Here is an 18,968-nt window from a genome sequence, read left to right as displayed (position 1 = left end):
CATATGAAAACAGGCGGGGCAGAGATAAAAGGCTACCGCAGGCTGATACCTTCGATGACGGCCCTGGTTGAATTCGAGGCGGTGGCGCGGCTAAGCAGCTTTACGCTCGCGGCGCATGAGCTGGGTGTTACCCAGGCCGCTGCCAGCAGGCAGATAAAACTGCTGGAGGAAACGCTGGGCGTGAAGCTGTTTCAGCGGCTGCACCGCGCGATAAAACTCACCCCGGAAGGCGAGGCGCTATACGCCACTGTTTCCGAATCCATGCAGAAAATAGCCGCAGCATTTGACCGCATTGCCAGCGGCAACCAGCAGCAGGAACTGGTGCTGGCGGCGACTGCGGCGTTTTCGCAGTTTCGGGTATTGCCCAGGGTTCCGGCATTGAAGCTGCTGCTGCCAAGCGTAACGCTGCGGCTGATAACGCAGATGTTCACTGCCGATCTGCTGCACAAGGAAATCGATGTGGCGGTCAGGTTCGGCAATGGCAAATGGCAGGACGGTACGGCATTTCCATTGTTTGACGAAGAAGTGTTCCCCGTCTGCTCCCCGGCCTGGCTGGCTGCAACAGGCGGGCCGCCAACACTCGACGCATTGGCCGCAATGCCGCTTATCGAGTCTGATTCGACATCGGAAGGCTGGATGGGCTGGAGCGAGTGGTTTCACCGGCTTGGCTTGCGTCAGCCGCACCTGAACTTCTCCTTTCGCTGCAGCCTGTACACCGATGCCATCCAGGTGGCCAGATCCGGGCAAGGCGTGGCGCTGGGCTGGGGGCGGCTGGTCAGCGATCTGCTGGCCTCTGGCGAACTTGTGCGGCTGGGCACGGCAGCGTTCAAGGCGAGCGACGCATATTACATCGTGGTGCCTGCCGGCAGAACCATCACGCCGGTAATGGAAGACCTGATCAATCTGTTGCGCACGGATTTTCCCGGCCTCCAGGGATTTGATCCTGATTGAATGGCATTACTGCCTGCGGGCCCATTTACCGCAGTGATGAAGCAGGCAGTCAGGCTTTTGCTGCACCGCTGACACCATACGATGTTCAATACGTGAACGATCCATCGGGTCGTTTTTCTTCTGCCCACAAGTAGAGTATTCGCGCCATGTATGTGTTTTTCCTGCCGGTAATATCCTTGATGAGCCGCCTGAAACTTTCCGCCAAGTTTCTGCTGATTGCGGTGGTGCTGATACTGCCTACCATCTACATGCTGTTCATGCTTGATCGCACCTACCATAATCAGATCGATTACAGCGAGGCGGAACTTGCCGGCAGCACACTGGCGGCCACGGGGTTCGAGCTGCTGGATGCCACGCAGAAATACCGGGATATCAGCGCCTTGGTACTGGCTGGAAACAAGGAGTTGGCAGCGCGCCAGCAACAGGCGGCAGCCGGCTTGCGTGCTGCCGTAAAACAGGTCGATGACGAGTTGGCCGCAGACCCGCTGGGCATGCAGCCTGGCTGGGTAAAGTTGAAGGCGGCAATCGATAGCCGCCTGGCGCGCAAACAGCAGCTGGCGAGCAATGACAGTTTTTCGCAAGACGCCAATCTGGTCATGCAGGAGCTGGACTGGCTGCATACCCTTGCCGTTCGCTCCGGCATGGCGCTGGACCCGGATAACGATACCCGCAACCTGCAGGACATATTTTTCAATGCCTTGCTGCCGGCCAGTGAAAGCGCAGGCAGTGCGCGTGGGGAAGGCGCGCTGATTGCCGGGCGGCATGCCATTGAACAGTATGAGCGTTCCCGCCTTGGCGCTTACTCGGCCCTGCTGGTGCAGGCCGGCGCGCAGAGTATCAGCAAGATCAAGTACGGTATCGATGCGCAGGACCCTGGCTACCAGCAACTGGCGCAGCAAAGCCAGGCTGCGGCGGCGGTGCTGAAGGATACCGCCAGCTATCTGGGCAAGAATTACGTCGAGGCCGTGCTGGTGTTGTCCGAGCCGGCAGAGCATTTGCAGCGGCTTGATCAGAGCATTGCGGCATTGCGCGGCTTCAGCCACACGGTACTGGCGGAATTCAGGCAGCGGGTGGCAAGCCGCATCCACCATGTGCGCCTGCTGCGCCTTGGCACAGTCGGCAGTGCCGTGTTCCTGGTGCTGGCCGGCGGCTATCTGTTCATGGGTACCATGTTTTCCATTCGGCGGGCAGTCATCAAGCTGAACAACGAGGCCCACCAGTTGGCCAGCGGCCTGCTGTCCACCCGTGTGGAAATGGACAGCAACGACGAACTGGCGGAAATCGCCAACAGCTTCAACCACATGGCGGAGTCGCTTTCCACGCTGGTGCGCCAGATCAGGCAGATGGTGGCGGATGTGGCCGCTACCACGCAGAAGCTGTCTGGCAATGCGGGGGAGGTCTCCAGTGCCTCACGCCGCCAGGCCGAGTCCACCGCGGCCATGGCCTGCGCCGTACAGCAGGTCACCGCCAGCATCGTGCATGCCAACCGGCAGGCAAAACTCAGCACCGACCACGTGATTGCCACCGCCAGAATGTCCAGCGACGGTGAAGCGGAAATGCAGAATACGCTATTCACCATCCGGCAACTGTATGAGCAGATCGGCCAGCTGAGCATTGAATTCGACAGCATGAAAACCAGTTCGAACCAGATTGGCAGGATAGTCCAGGTGATCAGCGAAATTGCCGACCAGACCAATCTGCTGGCCTTGAACGCGGCTATCGAAGCGGCGCGTGCAGGGGAGGCCGGCCGCGGCTTTGCGGTGGTGGCTTCCGAAGTCAGAAAGCTGGCGGAGCGCACATCGACCGCCACGGCGGAGATCCGTAGCCTGGTGAATGCCATCTGTGACGATACCGAGCGTACCTCCCAGGGCATGGCGGTGGCGCGTAATGGCATGGAGCAGAGTTCCAGCAGCGTACAAAGCGCGAGCGTTACCCTGTCCAGCATCCGCTCGCAAAGCGTTGCCAGCCAGATTGCTTCCGAAGAAATCTCCGAGGCCATGAATCAGCAGCAAACGGCCAGCCAGCAGGTGGTGGCCAATGTGGCGATGATTTCCCGCATGGCGGAAGAAAATACCCGCCATGCCGAAGTCAATAACCAGCTGGCACAATCACTGCAGCAGCAGGCAGCGGCCCTGGAGCAGCAGATTTGTGCATTCCAGCTGTAAGGTAATGCTGCAATAGGGTGTTGGCGTAAAAACAGAAGAAGGGTCTGGTAGCCGCAATGGTTGCCAGGCCCGTATTTTTTGGCGGCCTGCAGGGCCCGGGTGAATGCATTACGAGGTATTACCAAAAGTAGGTGAAAGGCTGCAGTAAATGTTGCTGGGGCCAAGGCGCAGTCTTGCTACGCTGCAGTCAGGCATGGTAGGGATGTCGGGCTCGGCTTTAGCACTGCTGTAGCCCACACCCGGAGCACGGTATAGTGGCCGCGCTGGCGGTGCCAGCCGTGCCTGCGCCTGGGAGCCGTCTGGCTATCGTTGCCGGGCGGATGTTGCCGCGCATTGCGCTGGCCGGCAGTAGCGGCCGGTGGCGCGGAAAGCATTGTTATCATCGGGTTTGATAACCCGGCCCACGATTTGCCATTCTCCGTATTAACTGTGTTGTGGCGCTGTTTTAATGTTGTAATGGTGTTGTGCTTCTTGCATTGATATGCATCATATGGCTGCCACGATGTGGTGCGTGATGTTTTTCCTGTTCTTGCGTTATAGGGTGTGTCATGGGGTCCATTTTTAATTCGAGTGAAAAATCGGCAGTTGAGCCATTGACTGTGGGTTTTATATTGTCTCCTGATTTTACTCTTAGCGCATTTTCCAATTTCATCGATGTGCTGCGGCTGGCTGCCGATGATGGCGATTTCAGTCGTCAGATTCGCTGCAAGTGGAAAGTGCTTGGCTTTAATAGCCAGTCCATCGTGTCGAGTAGTGGCATTGAAGTGCGGCCAACCTCGGGGCTGGTTGACCCCTCGCAGTTCGATTACATCGTGGTGGTGGGTGGGCTTTTGCATGCCGGCAAGAAAATATCGCCGCTGCTGGTGAATTATCTGAAAGAGGCGGCCGAGCAGGGCGTGGCACTGGTCGGGGTGTGCACCGGCAGTTTCATTCTGGCGCGGGCCGGGCTGATGAAATCGCATCGCGCCTGTGTGAGCTGGTTCCATCACCAGCAGTTTGAAGTGGAGTTTCCCGAGCTGCAGGCAAGTTCGGACAGCCTGTTCATTATTGACCGCGACAGAATAACCTGTGCCGGCTCCGCAGGCGCCATGCACCTGGCAGCAAACCTGATCGGCAAGCACTGCGGTAAATACGAGGCTTCGCGGGCGCTTAGAATCATGCTGGAGGAGCTGTCTTTCTCAGAGAAAATGCCGCAGCCGCAGCCGTTTCTCAATGCCAAGGTGCTGAATCCGCATGTCAGAAAAGCCATGTTGCTGATTGAAAGAAACATAGGCACGCCACTTGCCATTGAAGATCTGGCCAAGAAAATCAATTTGAGCCCCCGGCATCTGGAGCGGCTTTTCGTCAAGGAAATCGGCCTGTCGCCGGCAGAGTTTTCAATAAAACTCAGAATCAATCATGCCAGGAACCTGGTGCTTAATACCGGTGGCGCCATCTCGCTGATTGCGCTGGAATGCGGCTTCCTGGATACCTCGCATTTTTCCCGGCGCTTCCGGGTGGAGTTTGGCGTTTCTCCCACCCAAATGCGCAAGACCTCGGCGGTGCATTGCAGCGAGTAAAGGGTGCCCTGAATGCTGGCTGGAGGCCGGGCCTGCTTCATGGCGCCGCGTATGTTGCGGGTGGCGCAAAGCAGCCTGATTTAAGTCGCTTGTGGTCAAGTCTTCCACTTTTGCCCATGGCTTAATCGATTTGCTTGTGAAGTGGCATCGCTTGTAAGCCAGGGGTGAACGCTGCCTTTTCTTGTGTAATGTGCTGATTGGCTTTGGAGCCTGCTGAAGGCACTCCTTGGGCTGTTTGGGCATTCATGTCTGATGGCGATTGCAATTCTGTATTCAAGAATAGTCATTTGCATTGGGACCATATGAAACCTATCCGCAGCATCCTGATCGCCAACCGCAGCGAAATCGCCATCCGCGTGATGCGCGCCGCCAGCGAAATGAACATTCGCACCGTGGCCATCTACGCCGAAGAGGACAAGCTCGCCCTGCATCGCACCAAGGCCGACGAGGCCTACCAGGTGGGTGCCGGCAAGAAACCCATCGCCGCCTATCTCGACATCCCCGACATCATCCGCATCGCCAAGGAAGCCAGGGTGGATGCCATTCACCCCGGCTACGGCTTCCTGTCGGAGAACCCGGAGTTCGCCGAGGCCTGTGCCGCCGCCGGCATCACCTTCATCGGCCCCCGGCCGGAAGTGATGCGCCAGCTGGGCAACAAGGTGGCGGCGCGCGAGCTGGCGCAGGCTGCCGGCGTGCCGGTGGTCCCGGCGACCGGCGCACTGCCGTACGACATCGCCGAAGCTAAGCAGCTTGCGGCCAACGTTGGCTACCCGCTGATGCTGAAGGCCAGCTGGGGCGGCGGCGGGCGCGGCATGCGCGTGGTGGAACACGAGGGCGAGCTGGCCGACGCCATGGACGTGGCGCGGCGCGAGGCGCTGGCCGCCTTCGGCAACGACGAGGTGTACCTGGAGAAGCTGGTGCGCCGCGCGCACCACGTCGAGGTACAGGTGCTGGGCGACCAGCACGGCAACCTGGTGCATTTGTTCGAGCGCGATTGCTCGGTGCAGCGCCGCAACCAGAAAGTGGTGGAGCGCGCACCGGCGCCGTACCTGAGTGAGCAGCAGCGCAGCGAGCTGTGCGCGGCTGCGCTGAAGCTGGCGCGGCAGGTGGACTACACCCACGCCGGCACGGTGGAATTCCTGCAGGATGCCGATAGCGGCCAGTTCTACTTCATCGAGGTCAACCCGCGCATCCAGGTGGAGCACACCGTCACCGAGGCGGTCACCGGCGTGGACATCGTCAAGGCGCAGATCCGCATTTCCGAAGGCGCGCGCATCGGCAGCGAGGAAAGCTTCGTGCCGGCGCAGTCTGACATTCGCCTCAGCGGCCACGCGCTGCAATGCCGCGTCACCACCGAAGACCCGGAGAACGGCTTTACCCCCGACTATGGCCGCCTCACCGCCTACCGCAGCGCCGCCGGTTTCGGCGTGCGGCTGGATGGCGGCACCGCCTACGGTGGCGCGGTGATCACCCCGTTCTACGACTCGCTGCTGGTCAAGGTCACGGTATGGGGCCATACCGCCAGCGAGGCCAATGCCCGCATGCACCGCGCGCTGCGCGAATTCCGCATCCGCGGCGTGTCCAGCAACCTGCCGTTCCTGCAGAACGTCATCACCCACCCGCTGTTCGTGTCCGGGCAGTGCACCACGCGCTTTATCGATAGCAGCCCGGAGCTGTTCCGCTTCTCCGCCCGCCGCGACCGCGCCACCAAGCTGCTGAGCTTCCTGGGCGAGGTGATCGTCAACGGCAACCCGGAAATGGCCGGCCGTACGCGCCCCAGCCCGCTGCCGGCGCAGCCACGACTGCCGGTGGTGACGACACCGACCCCCACCGTCAAAGGCAGCCGCGACCGCTTGAAGGAACTCGGCGCCGAGCGCTTCGCGCAGTGGATGCGCGAGCAGCCGCAGGTGCTGATCACCGACACCACCATGCGCGACGCGCACCAGTCGCTGTTTGCCACCCGCATGCGCAGCACCGACATGCTGGCGATTGCGCCGTACTACGCCAAGCTGGCGCCGCAGCTGCTGTCGCTGGAATGCTGGGGCGGGGCGACGTTCGACGTGGCCATGCGCTTCCTGCAGGAAGACCCGTGGCAAAGGTTGGCCGCATTGCGCGAAGCGGTGCCCGGCACGCTGTTGCAGATGCTGCTGCGCGCCTCCAACGCGGTGGGCTACACCAACTACCCGGATAACGTGGTACGCCAGTTCATCCAGCAGGCCGCCGCCGGCGGCGTCGACCTGTTCCGCGTGTTCGACTCGCTGAACTGGGTGGAGAACATGCGCGTGGCGATGGACGCGGTGCGCGAGAGCGGGGCGCTGTGCGAAGCCGCCATCTGCTATACCGGCGACCTGTTCGACAGCAGCCGCCCGCGCTACAACCTGCGCTACTACGTGGACATGGCCAAGCAACTGGAACAGGCCGGTGCCCACATCATCGCCATCAAGGACATGGCCGGCATCTGCAAGCCGCGCGCGGTCTCGGCCCTGGTCAGCGCGCTGAAGCAGGAAGTCGGCCTGCCAATCCACTTTCACACCCACGACACCTCCGGCATTGCTGCCGCCAGCGTGCTGGCCGCCATCGATGCCGGCGTCGACGCAGTGGACGCGGCGCTGGACGCCATGAGCGGCCTGACCTCACAGCCGAACATGGGCGCCATCGTCGCCGCACTGGCCGGCGGGCCGCGCGACAGCGGGCTGGACCCGCAAGGGCTGCAGCAGCTGTCGGACTACTGGGAACAGGTGCGCCGCAGCTACGCGCCGTTCGAAGCCGACATGCGCGCCGGCACCGCCGCGGTGTACCACCACGAAATGCCGGGCGGGCAGGTCACCAACCTGCGCGAACAGGCACGCTCGATGGGGCTGGAAGCGCGCTGGCCGGAAGTGGCCGAAGCCTATGCCCAGGTCAACCTGCTGTTCGGCGACATCGTCAAGGTCACCCCCACCTCCAAGGTGGTGGGCGACATGGCGCTGTTCATGGTCTCCAACGACCTCACCCCGGCGCAGGTGGCCGACCCGCAACGGGCGATCGACTTCCCGGATTCGGTGGTATCGCTGTTCAAGGGCGAGCTGGGCTACCCGGCACACGGCTTCCCCGAGGCCTTGCAGCGCAAGGTGCTGAAAGGCGCACCCGCGCTCACCCAGCGTGCCGGCGCGCTGTTGCCGGCGGTGGACCTGGCGGCCGAGCAGCAAAGGTTGGCCGCAAGCCTGGGCCGCGACTGCAGCGAGCAGGAACTGGCCTCGCACCTGATGTACCCCAAGGTGTTCAAGGACTTCGCCGCCCACAGCGCCCGTTTCGGCGACGTATCGATCCTGCCGACCAGCGCCTTCTTCTACGGCCTGAAGGAAGGCGAGGAAGTCTGCATCGAACTGGAGCGCGGCAAGACGCTGATCGTGCAGCTGCTGGGCCGCGCCGACACTGACGATGGCCACGTCAAACTGTTCTTCGAACTGAACGGCCAGGCGCGGGTGATCAAGGTGGCCAAGGCCGGCGCCGCCGCCGCCAGCGCACAGCCCAAGGCGGAAGAGGACAACCCGCACCACGTGGGCGCGCCGATGCCGGGCATGGTCAGCACCGTGCTGGTGGCCGCAGGGCAGCGCGTGCAGCAGGGTGATACGCTGCTGACCATCGAGGCGATGAAGATGGAAGTGGCGATCAAGGCGGAGCGCGATGGCGTGATCCAGCAGGTGCTGGTGACATCGGGCAAGCGGATTGCCAATAAGGATTTGTTGGCCGTGTTTGCGTAGTTGCTTCTCTGTGGGGCTTGTTCCCTTACCCCGCCTTCCCCTGGCGGGGTTTTTTTATGCGCGGGCGGGCAGGGGAGCATGCGCCTTGCCTGCGGCCCGACTGGGCCGCGCCATTGCGGCCACCCAAGGACGCAATAAGCACGGAGCTTGTCTAGTGTGGGCCATTCTTTATGGGTGAGTTGACCAACAATGAAGTCACATTCTGGCAACAATATGGGGAGTCCCCATGGCAAACCGTTACTCTTTCTGGAGCCTGCTCAAACACGGGCTCAAACATCATGAAACCTGGCAGCCTGCCTGGCGCACGCCGCAGCTCAAGTCGCGTTACGACGTGATCATCATCGGCGGTGGCGGCCATGGTTTGGCCACCGCCTACTACCTGGCCAAGAACCACGGCGTCAAGAACGTGGCAGTGCTCGAGAAAGGCTATCTCGGCGGCGGCAACACCGCCCGCAACACCACCATCGTGCGCTCCAACTACCTGTGGGACGAATCGGCCCACCTGTACGAGCACGCGCTCAAGCTGTGGGAAGGGCTGTCGCAGGAGCTGAACTTCAACGTGATGTTCAGCCAGCGCGGGGTGATGAACCTCGGCCACACCCTGCAGGACATGCGCGACATCGAGCGCCGGGTGAACGCCAACGTGCTGAACGGCATCGACGGCGTGATCCTGTCGCCCAAGGAAATCCAGGACATCGTGCCGCTGATGGATGTGGGTGCCAGCACCCGCTTCCCGGTGATGGGCGCCAGCTACCAGCCGCGCGGCGGGGTGGCACGTCACGATGCGGTGGCCTGGGGCTTTGCCCGCGCCGCCAGCGAGCTGGGCGTGGACCTGATCGAGCAGTGCGAAGTCACCGGCATGATCATCGAGGATGGCCGTATCAAGGGCGTGCATACCAGCCAGGGCGATGTGTTCGCCGACCGTGTCGGCTGTGTCGCCGCCGGCAGCACCTCCACCCTGGCCAAGATGGCCAAGGTGCGGCTGCCGCTGGAGAGCCACCCGCTGCAGGCCTTCGTGTCCGAATCGATGAAGCCGTGCCTGGATACCGTGGTGATGTCCAACGCGGTGCACGGCTATGTCAGCCAGTCCGACAAGGGCGAGCTGGTGATCGGCGCCGGTATCGACAGCTACCTGGGCTACGGCCAGCGCGGCAGTCCGCACGTGATCGAGCACACTGCCGCCGCCATCATCGAGCTGTTCCCCAGCTTCTCGCGCGTGCGGCTGAACCGCCAGTGGGGCGGCATCGTGGACGTGGCGCCGGACGCCTGTCCGATCATCGGCAAGTCGCCGGTGAAGGGGCTGTATTTCAACTGCGGCTGGGGTACCGGTGGCTTCAAGGCCACGCCGGGCTCGGGTCACGTGTTCGCCCACACCATCGCCAACGATGCGCCGCATCCGCTGAACGCCGCCTTTGCGCTGGACCGCTTCAGCAGCGGCCATCTGATCGACGAGCACGGCGCCGCCGGCGTAGCCCACTAAGGAGAAGCTTGCCCACAAACCCCTCCCTGCGTTGTTGCGCCGCCTTGCCGTACGATTAGTACTGTCTGCGGCGGCGCGCCTAGCAGGGACCGCTACGCTGGGGTTTGTGAACAAGCTTGAGGAGGAGAGTTCGATGTTCCAGCTTCACTGTCCGCACTGCGGGGCCACCCGCGAGGAAGAAGAATTCAGCTATGCCGGCGAGGCCTATATTGCCCGCCCGGCCAGCCCGGAAGATGCCAGCGACGCCGAATGGGGCGATTACCTGTTCATGCGCAAGAACACCCGCGGCTGGTTCTGGGAGCAATGGCAGCACACCGCCGGCTGCCGCAAGGTGTTCGTCGTCAAGCGTCACACCGCCAGTTACCAGATTGCCGGCAGCTGGACGCTGGCAGAAGGCAAAGCGCATTACCTGAAGGAGAGCGAAGCATGAGCGCCTACCGTGTCCACCGCAGCAGCCAGCGCATCAACAGCCAGGCGCCGCTGCAGTTCACTTTCGACGGCAAGCGCATGCAGGGCTTTGCCGGCGATACCCTGGCCTCGGCGCTGATCGCCAATGGCGTCAAGCTGATCGGCCGCAGCTTCAAGTACGGCCGCCCGCGCGGCATCATCGGCCACGGCTCGGAAGAGCCGAACGCGCTGATCCAGCTGGAAACCGGCGCGCTGACCGTGCCGGACCTGAAAGCCACCCAGGTGGAGCTGTATGACGGCCTGTCCGCCACCACCACCACCGGCTTCCCGTCGCTGAACTTCGACCTCAAGGGTCTGGCCGGCACCTTCAGCCGCTTCATGCCGCCGGGCTTCTACTACAAGACCTTCATGGGCCCGGTGAAAGCCGCCTGGCCGCTGTACGAGAAGATGATCCGCAAGGCCGCCGGCTATGGCCGCGCGCCGGTGGAAGCCGACCCGGAATTCTACGACCACCTGCACCACCACGTAGACGTGCTGGTAGTGGGCGGTGGCGCCTGCGGCCTGTGGGCCGCCACCCTGGCCGGCCGCGCCGGCCTCAAGACCCTGCTGGTGGACGAACAGAACGAAGCCGGCGGCTGGATGCTGTCCGACGCCAGCGCCCAGATCGACGGCAAGCCGGCGATGCAGTGGGTGGGCGAGCGCCTGGCCGAGCTGGACAGCCTGGGCAACGTCAGCGTACTGACCCGCACCACCGCCTTCGCGCTGCACGAACAGAACCTGGTACAGGCGCTGGAACTGCGCCAGGACCACCTGGCACCGGGCAGCCGCGACCGCAGCCAGCCGCGTCAGCGCCTGCACAAGATCCGCGCCCACCACGTGGTGCTGGCCGCCGGCGCCATCGAACGCCCGCTGGTCTTCGGCAACAACGACCGCCCGGGGGTGATGACCGCCGCCGCCGGCCAGACCTACCTCAACCGCTACGGCGTTGCCGTTGGCCGCAACGTGCTGCTGATGACGCACAACGATGCCGCCTACGACACCGCCCGCGACCTGGCCAGCGCCGGCAGCCGCGTCACCCTGGTGGACACCCGCCTGCGCGGTGCCGCCGACTGGCGCCTGCAGCAGGCCAAGCAGGCCGGCGTCGAACTGCTGCTGGGCTACGGCATTGCCGAAGTGCACGGCAGGACCGCCGTCAGCGGCGCACAGCTGGTACAGCTGGACCCGTTCACCAACACCGTGCGCGGCAAAGGCCCGCGCCTGTCGGCCGACAGCATCCTGTCCTCCGGCGGCCTCACCTCCACCGTACACCTGTTCTGCCACAACACCGGCCGCCCGTACTGGAAGGAAGAAAGCCTGTCCTTCGTGGTACCGGACGAAGGCCGCCAGGGCATCAGCTGTGCCGGCGCCATCACCGGCCGCTGGGAACTGGCCGGCGCACTGGCACAGACCCACGCCGCCACCAGCGCCATGCTGGCCGGCTTCGGCCGCAGCACCCACGGCGACTGCCCGCAGGGCGGCGAGCACGAAGTGGCCGCCACCCGCCGCCTGTTCCGCGTGCCGGACGGCCTGGCGGAAGGCCATGGCGCCAAAGCCTTCATCGACTTCCAGAACGACGTCTCCGCCGCCGACATCCACCTGGCGGTGCGCGAGAACTACCGCTCCATCGAACACGTCAAGCGCTACACCGCGCTGGGCTTCGGTACCGACCAGGGCAAACTGTCCAACGTCAACGGCTTCGCCATCGCCGCCGAAGCACTGGGCAAACCGATCTCCGCGGTGGGCACCACCACCTACCGCCCGGCCTACACCCCGGTGACCTTCGGTGCACTGGCCGGCAGCCACAAGGCCGACACCTTCGAACCGCGCCGCTACACCGCCATGCAGGCCTCGCACCTCAAGCGTGGCGCCCTGTTCGAGACCGTCGGCCAGTGGATGCGCCCGTGGTACTTCCCCAAGGGCAAGGAAACCTTGCACCAGGCCGTGGACCGCGAATGCCTGGCCACCCGTAACAGCGTGGGCGTGATGGATGCCTCCACCCTCGGCAAGATCGACGTGAAAGGCCCGGACGCGCGCGAATTCCTCAACCGCATCTACTCCAACGCCTGGAGCAAGCTGGACCCGGGCAAGTGCCGCTACGGCCTGATGCTGGACGAGAACGGCATGGTGATGGACGACGGCGTGACCGCCTGCCTGGCGGACGACCACTTCCACATGACCACCACCACCGGCGGCGCCGCCCGCGTGCTGAACTGGCTGGAACGCTGGCACCAGACCGAATGGCCGGAGCTGAAAGTACGCTTCACCTCCACCACTGACCACTGGAGCACCACCGCGGTCGTGGGGCCGAAGAGCCGCGCCGTGCTGCAGAAACTGTGCAGCGACATCGACCTGTCCGCCGAGAACTTCAAGTTCATGGACTGGCGCGAAGGCACCGTTGCCGGCGTACCGGCCAAAGTGTTCCGCATCTCCTTCTCCGGCGAACTGGCCTACGAGATCAACGTCGACGCCTGCTACGGCCACTACATCTGGGAACAGGTGATGGCTGCCGGCGCCGAGTTCGACATCACCCCGTACGGCACCGAGACCATGCACGTACTGCGTGCCGAGAAGGGCTTCATCATCGTCGGCCAGGATACCGACGGCTCGATGACCCCGATCGACTTGGCCATGGGCTGGGCCGTGGGCATGAAAAAGCCGTTCAGCTTCCTTGGCAAACGCTCGCTGAGCCGCTCCGACACCGTGCGCAGCGACCGCAAACAACTGGTGGGCCTGTACACCGCAGACCCGAAAGTAGTGCTGACCGAAGGCGCGCAGATCCTGTCCACGCCGGACGCCACACCGCCGGCGGCCATGCAGGGCCACGTCACCTCCAGCTACCACAGCGCCTTCCTTGGCCGCTCCATCGCCATGGCCGTGCTCAAGGGTGGCAGCCAGCGCAGCGGCGACACCGTCTACGTGTGGGCGCAGGGCAAGATGTACCCGGCCAAAGTGGTTTCCTCCGTATTCGTCGATCAAGAAGGGGTGCGCCAACATGCCTAACTTCCAACCCTCCCTGCAGTCCCCGCTGGTGAACTTCAACCTGGCGGCGGAAACCGTACTGGCCGACAACAGCCAGCTGGCGCGCGCCAACGAACTGCCGCTGTTGGGCTACATCGCCATCCGTGGCGAGCTGGCGGATGCCGCCATCGCCGCCGCGGTCAGCAGCGTCACCGGTGCGGCAGTGCCGGCGGCGGAACGGTTCAGCAGCGGCGAAGGCGGCGTGCTGGTCTGGGTGTCGCCGGACGAGTTGCTGCTGGTGACCCGTCGCGCCGAACTGGGCGCCAGGTTGGCCGCATTCGACGCAGCCTTCGCCGGCCTGTTCGCCCACGCGGTGGACAACAGCGGCGGGCTGACCTGCGTGTCGCTGTCCGGTGCCGAACACGTGACCGTGCTGCGCCACATGGGGGTGTACGACTTCGAATCGCTGGCGGTGGGCCAGGCGGTGAGCACCGTGCTGGGCAAGGCGGGTGGTACCGTGCTGCGGCTGGAGGACGATGGTGTGTTCCTGCTGATCCGCCGCAGCTTTGCGGACTACCTGTGGCTGCTGCTGCGCAAGGTGGCGGCGCCGTACAACTTTGCCGTGGCACAGCTGCCTCCGCCATCGAAGAATGCGCTGCTGGGCCTGCTCGACCCCAAGTTGGTGTCGGCAGCCGGCAAGCGGGTGCCTGCCTGAGCCCGCTGGCTGGCAGCATGGCTGGTGATTGAAAAAACAGAGGGTGGCGATGCCACCCTCTGTTTTTTGTTATTGCGCCTGAACTGATTCCGGGAAAGCCCCGGCAGCGCGCGATGAAAGCCGCATCGGCCCTTATGCGGCCTGGCGTTTTGCCTTCATGCCTATCATGGTGAATGTCAGCCAGAATGCCTGGGTGATGAATGCTGCCAGGTTGAAATCATGCGACAGCGAATACAGGCTGAAAATGCCGCCAATGATATTCAGGTAGGCGTAGCTTTTGGTCTCGAAGCTCAGTTTTCTGAGCTGCACCAGCGCGTATGCGGTGATGTAGCAAATGGTGCCCAGCAGGCCGACGATTACGTGTGATTCCATGGTGTTGCTATCAGGTGGGGTGGTGAATTGAAAGATACATCACTTCGCTTTTGCTTTAAATTTTAACCCGGAAAATCTTGATTTTGCACAACTTATGCTGTTGAGCTTGGGTTTTTTGCGCAAGTAATGCCACGGGTTTCCCGGCCACGGTGATGCATGGCTGCCAAAAAAATGACACATCATGGTGATGTGCAAGCTGGCATGAATGGCCGCCATCGGCCCGGCTATTGGCGGCCGGCCTGCCACTGTCAGGCATGCCGCCAGGGTTGGCCGCATGGCTGGCCGTGGCGCCGCGCTGCGGAAATCAGTACGCCACGCTTATGTCCGACCTGGCCCGGGTGCAGCAGCTGAGTACATAGCCCTCGGCAATTTCCTCGTCGGTCAGGCCGCCGTTGTGATTCATCTCGGTTTCCCCGTGCAGCACGCGTACCCGGCAGGTGCCGCAGATGCCCATGCCGCAGGCCTTGGGGATGGTGATGCCGGCGCTGCTGGCGGCCGCATGCAGGGTGAGGCTGTCCGTGGCCTGTACCGACTTGCCGCTGTTGGCAAAGCTGATGCAATGGCTGCCCTGCGCCTTTGGCGGCTGCTCCTGCGCCGCGGCGGCATGCTCCTCGGCCAGGGCGATGTCGGCTTCCGGCGTGGCGCCGAAGGATTCCTCGTGGTAGCGAGACATATCGAAGCCGGCCGTCTGCAGCAGCTGGCGCACCGCGCGCATATACGGCGTGGGGCCGCAGCAGAACACCTCGCGTTCAAGGAAATCCGGGGCGATCAGTTGCAGCATGGCCTGGGTGAGGTAGCCGCGATAGCCGCTCCAGGCCTGGCCGATCTCGGTTTTTTCGCAGATCAGGTGCAGTTTGAAGTTGTCGATGCGGGTGGACATGTAGTCCAGCTCGGCGCGGTAGATGATGTCCCTGGGGGTGCGCGCGCTATGGGCGAACACCATGTCCACTTCCGAATTGGTGTCGAAGAACCAGCGGGCGATGGACATCACCGGGGTGATGCCGACGCCGCCAGAGAGCAGCAGCACCTTTTGCGCCGGGTAGTCGATGCAGTTGAACTGGCCCACCGGGCCGTGCACGGGCAGCAGGTCGCCTTCCTGCATGGTGTCGTGCAGCCAGTTGGACACCACGCCGCCCGGCACCCGCTTGACCGTGATGGAAAAGCTGTAGGGAATCGATGGCGCGCTGGAAATGGTGTACGAGCGCATGAGTTGCTGGCCGTCGATCTCCAGCTCCAGGGTGACGAACTGGCCGGGTTTGAAGAAGAACAGCACCGGCTCCTGCATGCTGAAGCAGAAGGTTCGCACATCGTGCGTTTCCTGGATGATCTTGCGGCAGCGCACCAGGTGGCGGCCGTTGGCCCAGGTCTGGGTGTTGACGGGGTTCAGGTATTCGGAGCTGGTGAGGCTAAGCATGGGGTGGTTCCTTCAAGCGGGGAGTGCGCGTCAGTCAGCGAGTCGCGACTGCAGCGTGTCGCAATACCAGTCGTCAAACTGGCAGGGGCCGTTTTCCGCTACATCCGAATAACGCCCGGGCTGGTAGGCCGGTGAACTCACGCCGGCATGGGCGCCTTCCACCAGCTCGCGGTCCTGGTCATTGGTGGCGATCCAGACGCGGGTGAGGTTGTCGAGCTGGTAGTCGACGCCTTCCTGCGCATCCTTGGGTACCAGCCACTTGGTGGTGACCAGCGTTTCGCCGGGGCCAAGCGGCAGTACGCGGAAACTCAGCGCGTGGTCGCCCAGGAAGTGGTTCCAGGTGGATGGGTAGTTGAAGTACAGCAGCGCGCCGATGTTCTCCACATCGCTGCCATCCAGCCGCCCGGCCACGGCGGGTTTGCCGTCCATGGTGTAGCTGACCGCCTTGGCGGACAGCGGAATGCGGGTGATGCGGTACTGGCCGTTGTCGGCCAGCACCATGCGGCTGGGCAGCCCGGCGCTTTCGCAGCGGTCCCAGAACGCTTCCAGCTCCGGGTCGCTGCCGTCGGCTACACCGGCCACGGAGAGGTTTTCCACGAAGGAGTTCAGCAGCTCCGGGTGGGAGCCTTCGCAGTGGTAGCACTCGCGGTTGTTCTCGAATACCAGCTTCCAGTTGCCTTTCTCCACGATGGTGGATTCAAAGGCCACCTTGCAGTTGGCGAGATTGTGCGGCGCCACAAAGGGGGTGACCGCCTGGCGGAAGGCGTCGAAATCGGGGGCGATTTCGGCCACGCAGACGTAGATACAGCTTTCCACCACCGCGCAGTGGGCTTGTTTCAGGCCGTGCTGCTGCGGGTCGAAGTCGTGGCTCATATTGCCGGCAAACAGCAGCTTGCCATCCAGGCCAAAGGTCCACTTGTGGTAGGGGCAGACCAGCCTGGCGGATTTGCCGCTGGCGCCCTGGCACAGCCTGGAGCCGCGATGCGGGCAGACATTGTGAAATGCGCGTACTTCACCGTCGGCACCGCGCATCACTACCAGCGGGTAATCGCCCACCTGCAGCGTCATGTACTGGCCCGGCTTTTCCAGTTCGAAGCCATGCCCGGCAAATATCCACTCTTTATGCCAGATCTGCGCCAGGTCATCGCGATATACGTCCGGGTCGATATAAAGCTCGCGTGACAGCACGTGACGCGGTTTGCGCTGCTGGAGATAAGCGAGTGTTTTTGCTGCATTGCTCATTGCTGCGGACTCCTCTATTGCCTTGATTGAATGAATACCGTGGCGGCCTGTTATTTCGCTGTTGATATATGCCGGATGCGATGCGGCCAACTAGCTGATTCACTGGAAAATCAGCGTTTCGGGCAGCAAACGGCAATGCGCTTTTGGTAATGAAATATTTGGCGAGGAGGAAAAAAGCGTCAATGCGCTTTATTTTCACTTTGGCATTACTTTATGTAATGCGAGGTAATGCGGATTTTGGCGAGGCTGATGCGGGCTATTTAATTGGGGGTGTGCCAGGCAATTCAGCTGGCTGCAGGCGGATATGGGGTTTATAGGGCAGGGTGTGGCGGCGGGAGAGCTACTGGCTGCTGGAGATGCAGCGCGAGGCAGGCGAGAGGGGGCACAGACAGTGGGCAAGCCCGTGAGGCTCCGGCTGGTGCGGAGCCTGCTGGGTGCCCAGGATGGCGCCCAGCATGGCGCGCTGAAAACTCAGGCGAAGACGAAGTATTTGCGCACCGTCTCGACCACTTCCCAGGTGCCCTTCATGCCCGGCTCGATCACGAATACGTCACCGGCTTTCAGGTGCACCGGCTGCTCGCCTTCCGGGGTGATGATGCAGTAGCCATCGAGGAAGTGGCAGTACTCCCATTTCTCGTAATTCACCTCGAACTTGCCCGGGGTGCAGATCCAGGTGCCCATGATCTTGCTGCCGTCCTTGGAAAGGTAGGCGTTGAGGTTGACGGTGTGCGGGTCGCCGCCGATGCGCTTCCACTTGGTGGCATCAACAACCGGAGTCGGGCAGGTTTCACGCAGCACGGTAATGAAATCGGACATGTCAGCTCCAAACAATCAGATGAAAGTCCGGCCATTATCGGTTCTCTTCCATGCCAAAAATTGTCTGGTTCCGACCAGATTTGTTGATGAAATGGACGCAAAATCCCCGCTGACTCAAGGGTGTATGGCGCTGGCGGCCTTGCCTTGTCGTTTTCGGAATCTGGCGCCCGGCCATGCTGTGCATCGGTACGGCGGTAAATGAAGGAGCTTGCCTTGCATGCCACCAATGTAATTTCTGCCCGCGATTTTGATTTTCAGCTGCAAGGCCGGCAGGCCAGCCTGGACGATGTGCTTCCGGGGTTTCAAACGTCCGATCGTATTGGCGTGGTGGTGAACCGGCCATGTGGTGCCATGGGGGTGAGTTCCCTGCTGATGGCGGCTACCACCAGGTTTTACGATGCGCATCGGCTGCAGCTGGGGAATGAGCCGGACAAGCTCAGAATCTACCCGGACTATTTCATTTTCCATGTCGGCAACTGCCAGGGGAGCCACGCGCAACTGGATGTGTGGCCGCCGCATAAGGAAGTCATCGTCGATGACGATGCGGAGCAGATACTGGAAGCGATCAACGACCGCGGGATAACGCGGCTGCTGGTGGAAGACAAGCCTTTGTCTTCTGCCGTCTTGCTGCGGGAAACATTAGCCAGTGCCCGCAGCCGGATTGTGAGCGTGCTGGCTTACTCGCCAGTTGGCCGCATGCCGCAGGGCGACGTCTGCTGTGCGCATGGCCCGAACGCCGAGGCCTATGTGCAGAAGATGCTGGGCGATTCGGGCGCGCTGCTGCAGTTACCCGAACACGAGTATGCCGACCTGCTGCAGGCACGGGAGCGGCTGGCATCCGGCGGCCGGGTGGTGGAGCAATATCGCCGGCTGGCGTTGCACAGCGCATTCGGGATGCTGACGTCGAATCAGGAACTCTCGCTGCAGACCCGGCATTACATCGCGGTAAGCAACAAGCATGCGGCGGTGGTGCTGGATTTTGACTGACCATCCGCATCCGGCGGTGAGCTTCGCCGCCTTGCGCTGTGCTCACGCTGATTGTCGGCTTCATCGGTTATCCATTGAATCTGCTCTGGCCAGCATCGAGGCAATATTCCCGCCGTTTG

Annotated in this window: 13 protein-coding genes; 9 read left to right on the top strand and 4 right to left on the bottom strand. The window is 62.6% G+C overall.

Going from position 1 to position 18,968, the window contains the following annotated elements; all coding sequences use genetic code 11:
• Positions 1-54: 54 nt before the first annotated feature.
• The 8 genes from PSELUDRAFT_RS18015 (at position 55) to PSELUDRAFT_RS17980 (ending at position 14,018) form a co-directional block, all read left to right on the top strand.
• Positions 55-951: a LysR substrate-binding domain-containing protein gene (locus PSELUDRAFT_RS18015; protein WP_231895260.1), complete on the top strand. Its 897-nt coding sequence runs from the start codon at positions 55-57 to the stop codon at positions 949-951.
• A gap of 179 nt (positions 952-1,130) precedes the next feature.
• Complete coding sequence (locus tag PSELUDRAFT_RS18010; protein WP_162291273.1) at positions 1,131-3,116, top strand: methyl-accepting chemotaxis protein; 1,986 nt, start codon at positions 1,131-1,133, stop codon at positions 3,114-3,116.
• Between the two features lie 548 nt (positions 3,117-3,664).
• The gene (locus PSELUDRAFT_RS18005; protein WP_088968128.1) at positions 3,665-4,675 is read left to right on the top strand and encodes a GlxA family transcriptional regulator; all 1,011 of its coding nucleotides are present in this window, start codon (positions 3,665-3,667) and stop codon (positions 4,673-4,675) included.
• Positions 4,676-4,977: 302 nt separating this feature from the next.
• Complete coding sequence (locus PSELUDRAFT_RS18000) at positions 4,978-8,418, top strand: pyruvate carboxylase (RefSeq protein ID WP_088968127.1); 3,441 nt, start codon at positions 4,978-4,980, stop codon at positions 8,416-8,418.
• A 226-nt stretch (positions 8,419-8,644) separates the two neighbouring features.
• Positions 8,645-9,898 carry a sarcosine oxidase subunit beta family protein gene (locus PSELUDRAFT_RS17995; RefSeq protein ID WP_088967367.1) on the top strand — a complete coding sequence of 418 codons (1,254 nt, stop codon included), beginning with the start codon at positions 8,645-8,647 and terminating at the stop codon, positions 9,896-9,898.
• A gap of 133 nt (positions 9,899-10,031) precedes the next feature.
• Positions 10,032-10,328 carry a sarcosine oxidase subunit delta gene (locus PSELUDRAFT_RS17990; protein ID WP_088967368.1) on the top strand — a complete coding sequence of 99 codons (297 nt, stop codon included), beginning with the start codon at positions 10,032-10,034 and terminating at the stop codon, positions 10,326-10,328.
• The gene (locus tag PSELUDRAFT_RS17985) at positions 10,325-13,345 is read left to right on the top strand and encodes a sarcosine oxidase subunit alpha family protein (protein WP_088967369.1); all 3,021 of its coding nucleotides are present in this window, start codon (positions 10,325-10,327) and stop codon (positions 13,343-13,345) included. Before PSELUDRAFT_RS17990 ends, PSELUDRAFT_RS17985 begins: the two co-directional genes overlap by 4 nt.
• Positions 13,338-14,018, top strand: coding sequence for a sarcosine oxidase subunit gamma (locus PSELUDRAFT_RS17980; protein WP_088968126.1), 681 nt, complete (start codon positions 13,338-13,340; stop codon positions 14,016-14,018). Before PSELUDRAFT_RS17985 ends, PSELUDRAFT_RS17980 begins: the two co-directional genes overlap by 8 nt.
• 132 nt (positions 14,019-14,150) lie before the next feature.
• Here the strand turns inward: PSELUDRAFT_RS17980 and PSELUDRAFT_RS17975 are convergent, their stop codons facing one another.
• From PSELUDRAFT_RS17975 to PSELUDRAFT_RS17960, 4 genes are all read right to left on the bottom strand, one after another.
• On the bottom strand, positions 14,151-14,390 hold the full coding sequence (locus tag PSELUDRAFT_RS17975) for a cyclic nucleotide-binding protein (protein WP_088968125.1): 240 nt from the start codon (positions 14,388-14,390) through the stop codon (positions 14,151-14,153).
• Between the two features lie 304 nt (positions 14,391-14,694).
• On the bottom strand, positions 14,695-15,804 hold the full coding sequence (locus PSELUDRAFT_RS17970) for a hybrid-cluster NAD(P)-dependent oxidoreductase (protein WP_088968124.1): 1,110 nt from the start codon (positions 15,802-15,804) through the stop codon (positions 14,695-14,697).
• A 30-nt stretch (positions 15,805-15,834) separates the two neighbouring features.
• Positions 15,835-17,046 carry an aromatic ring-hydroxylating dioxygenase subunit alpha gene (locus tag PSELUDRAFT_RS17965; protein WP_088968123.1) on the bottom strand — a complete coding sequence of 404 codons (1,212 nt, stop codon included), beginning with the start codon at positions 17,044-17,046 and terminating at the stop codon, positions 15,835-15,837.
• A 471-nt stretch (positions 17,047-17,517) separates the two neighbouring features.
• Positions 17,518-17,862 (bottom strand): cupin domain-containing protein, encoded by a 345-nt coding sequence (locus tag PSELUDRAFT_RS17960; protein ID WP_008954152.1) that lies wholly within the window; start codon positions 17,860-17,862, stop codon positions 17,518-17,520.
• 198 nt (positions 17,863-18,060) lie between these two features.
• Between PSELUDRAFT_RS17960 and PSELUDRAFT_RS17955 the strand changes: the two genes are divergently transcribed.
• Entirely contained in the window at positions 18,061-18,849 is a 789-nt protein-coding gene (locus tag PSELUDRAFT_RS17955; protein WP_197693909.1) for a hypothetical protein, read from the top strand.
• Positions 18,850-18,968 lie beyond the last annotated feature (119 nt).

Origin of the sequence: Vogesella sp. LIG4, from assembly GCF_900090205.1 — a bacterium.
Taxonomy (GTDB): domain Bacteria; phylum Pseudomonadota; class Gammaproteobacteria; order Burkholderiales; family Chromobacteriaceae; genus Vogesella.
This window is presented reverse-complemented; position numbering and strand designations above follow the sequence as displayed.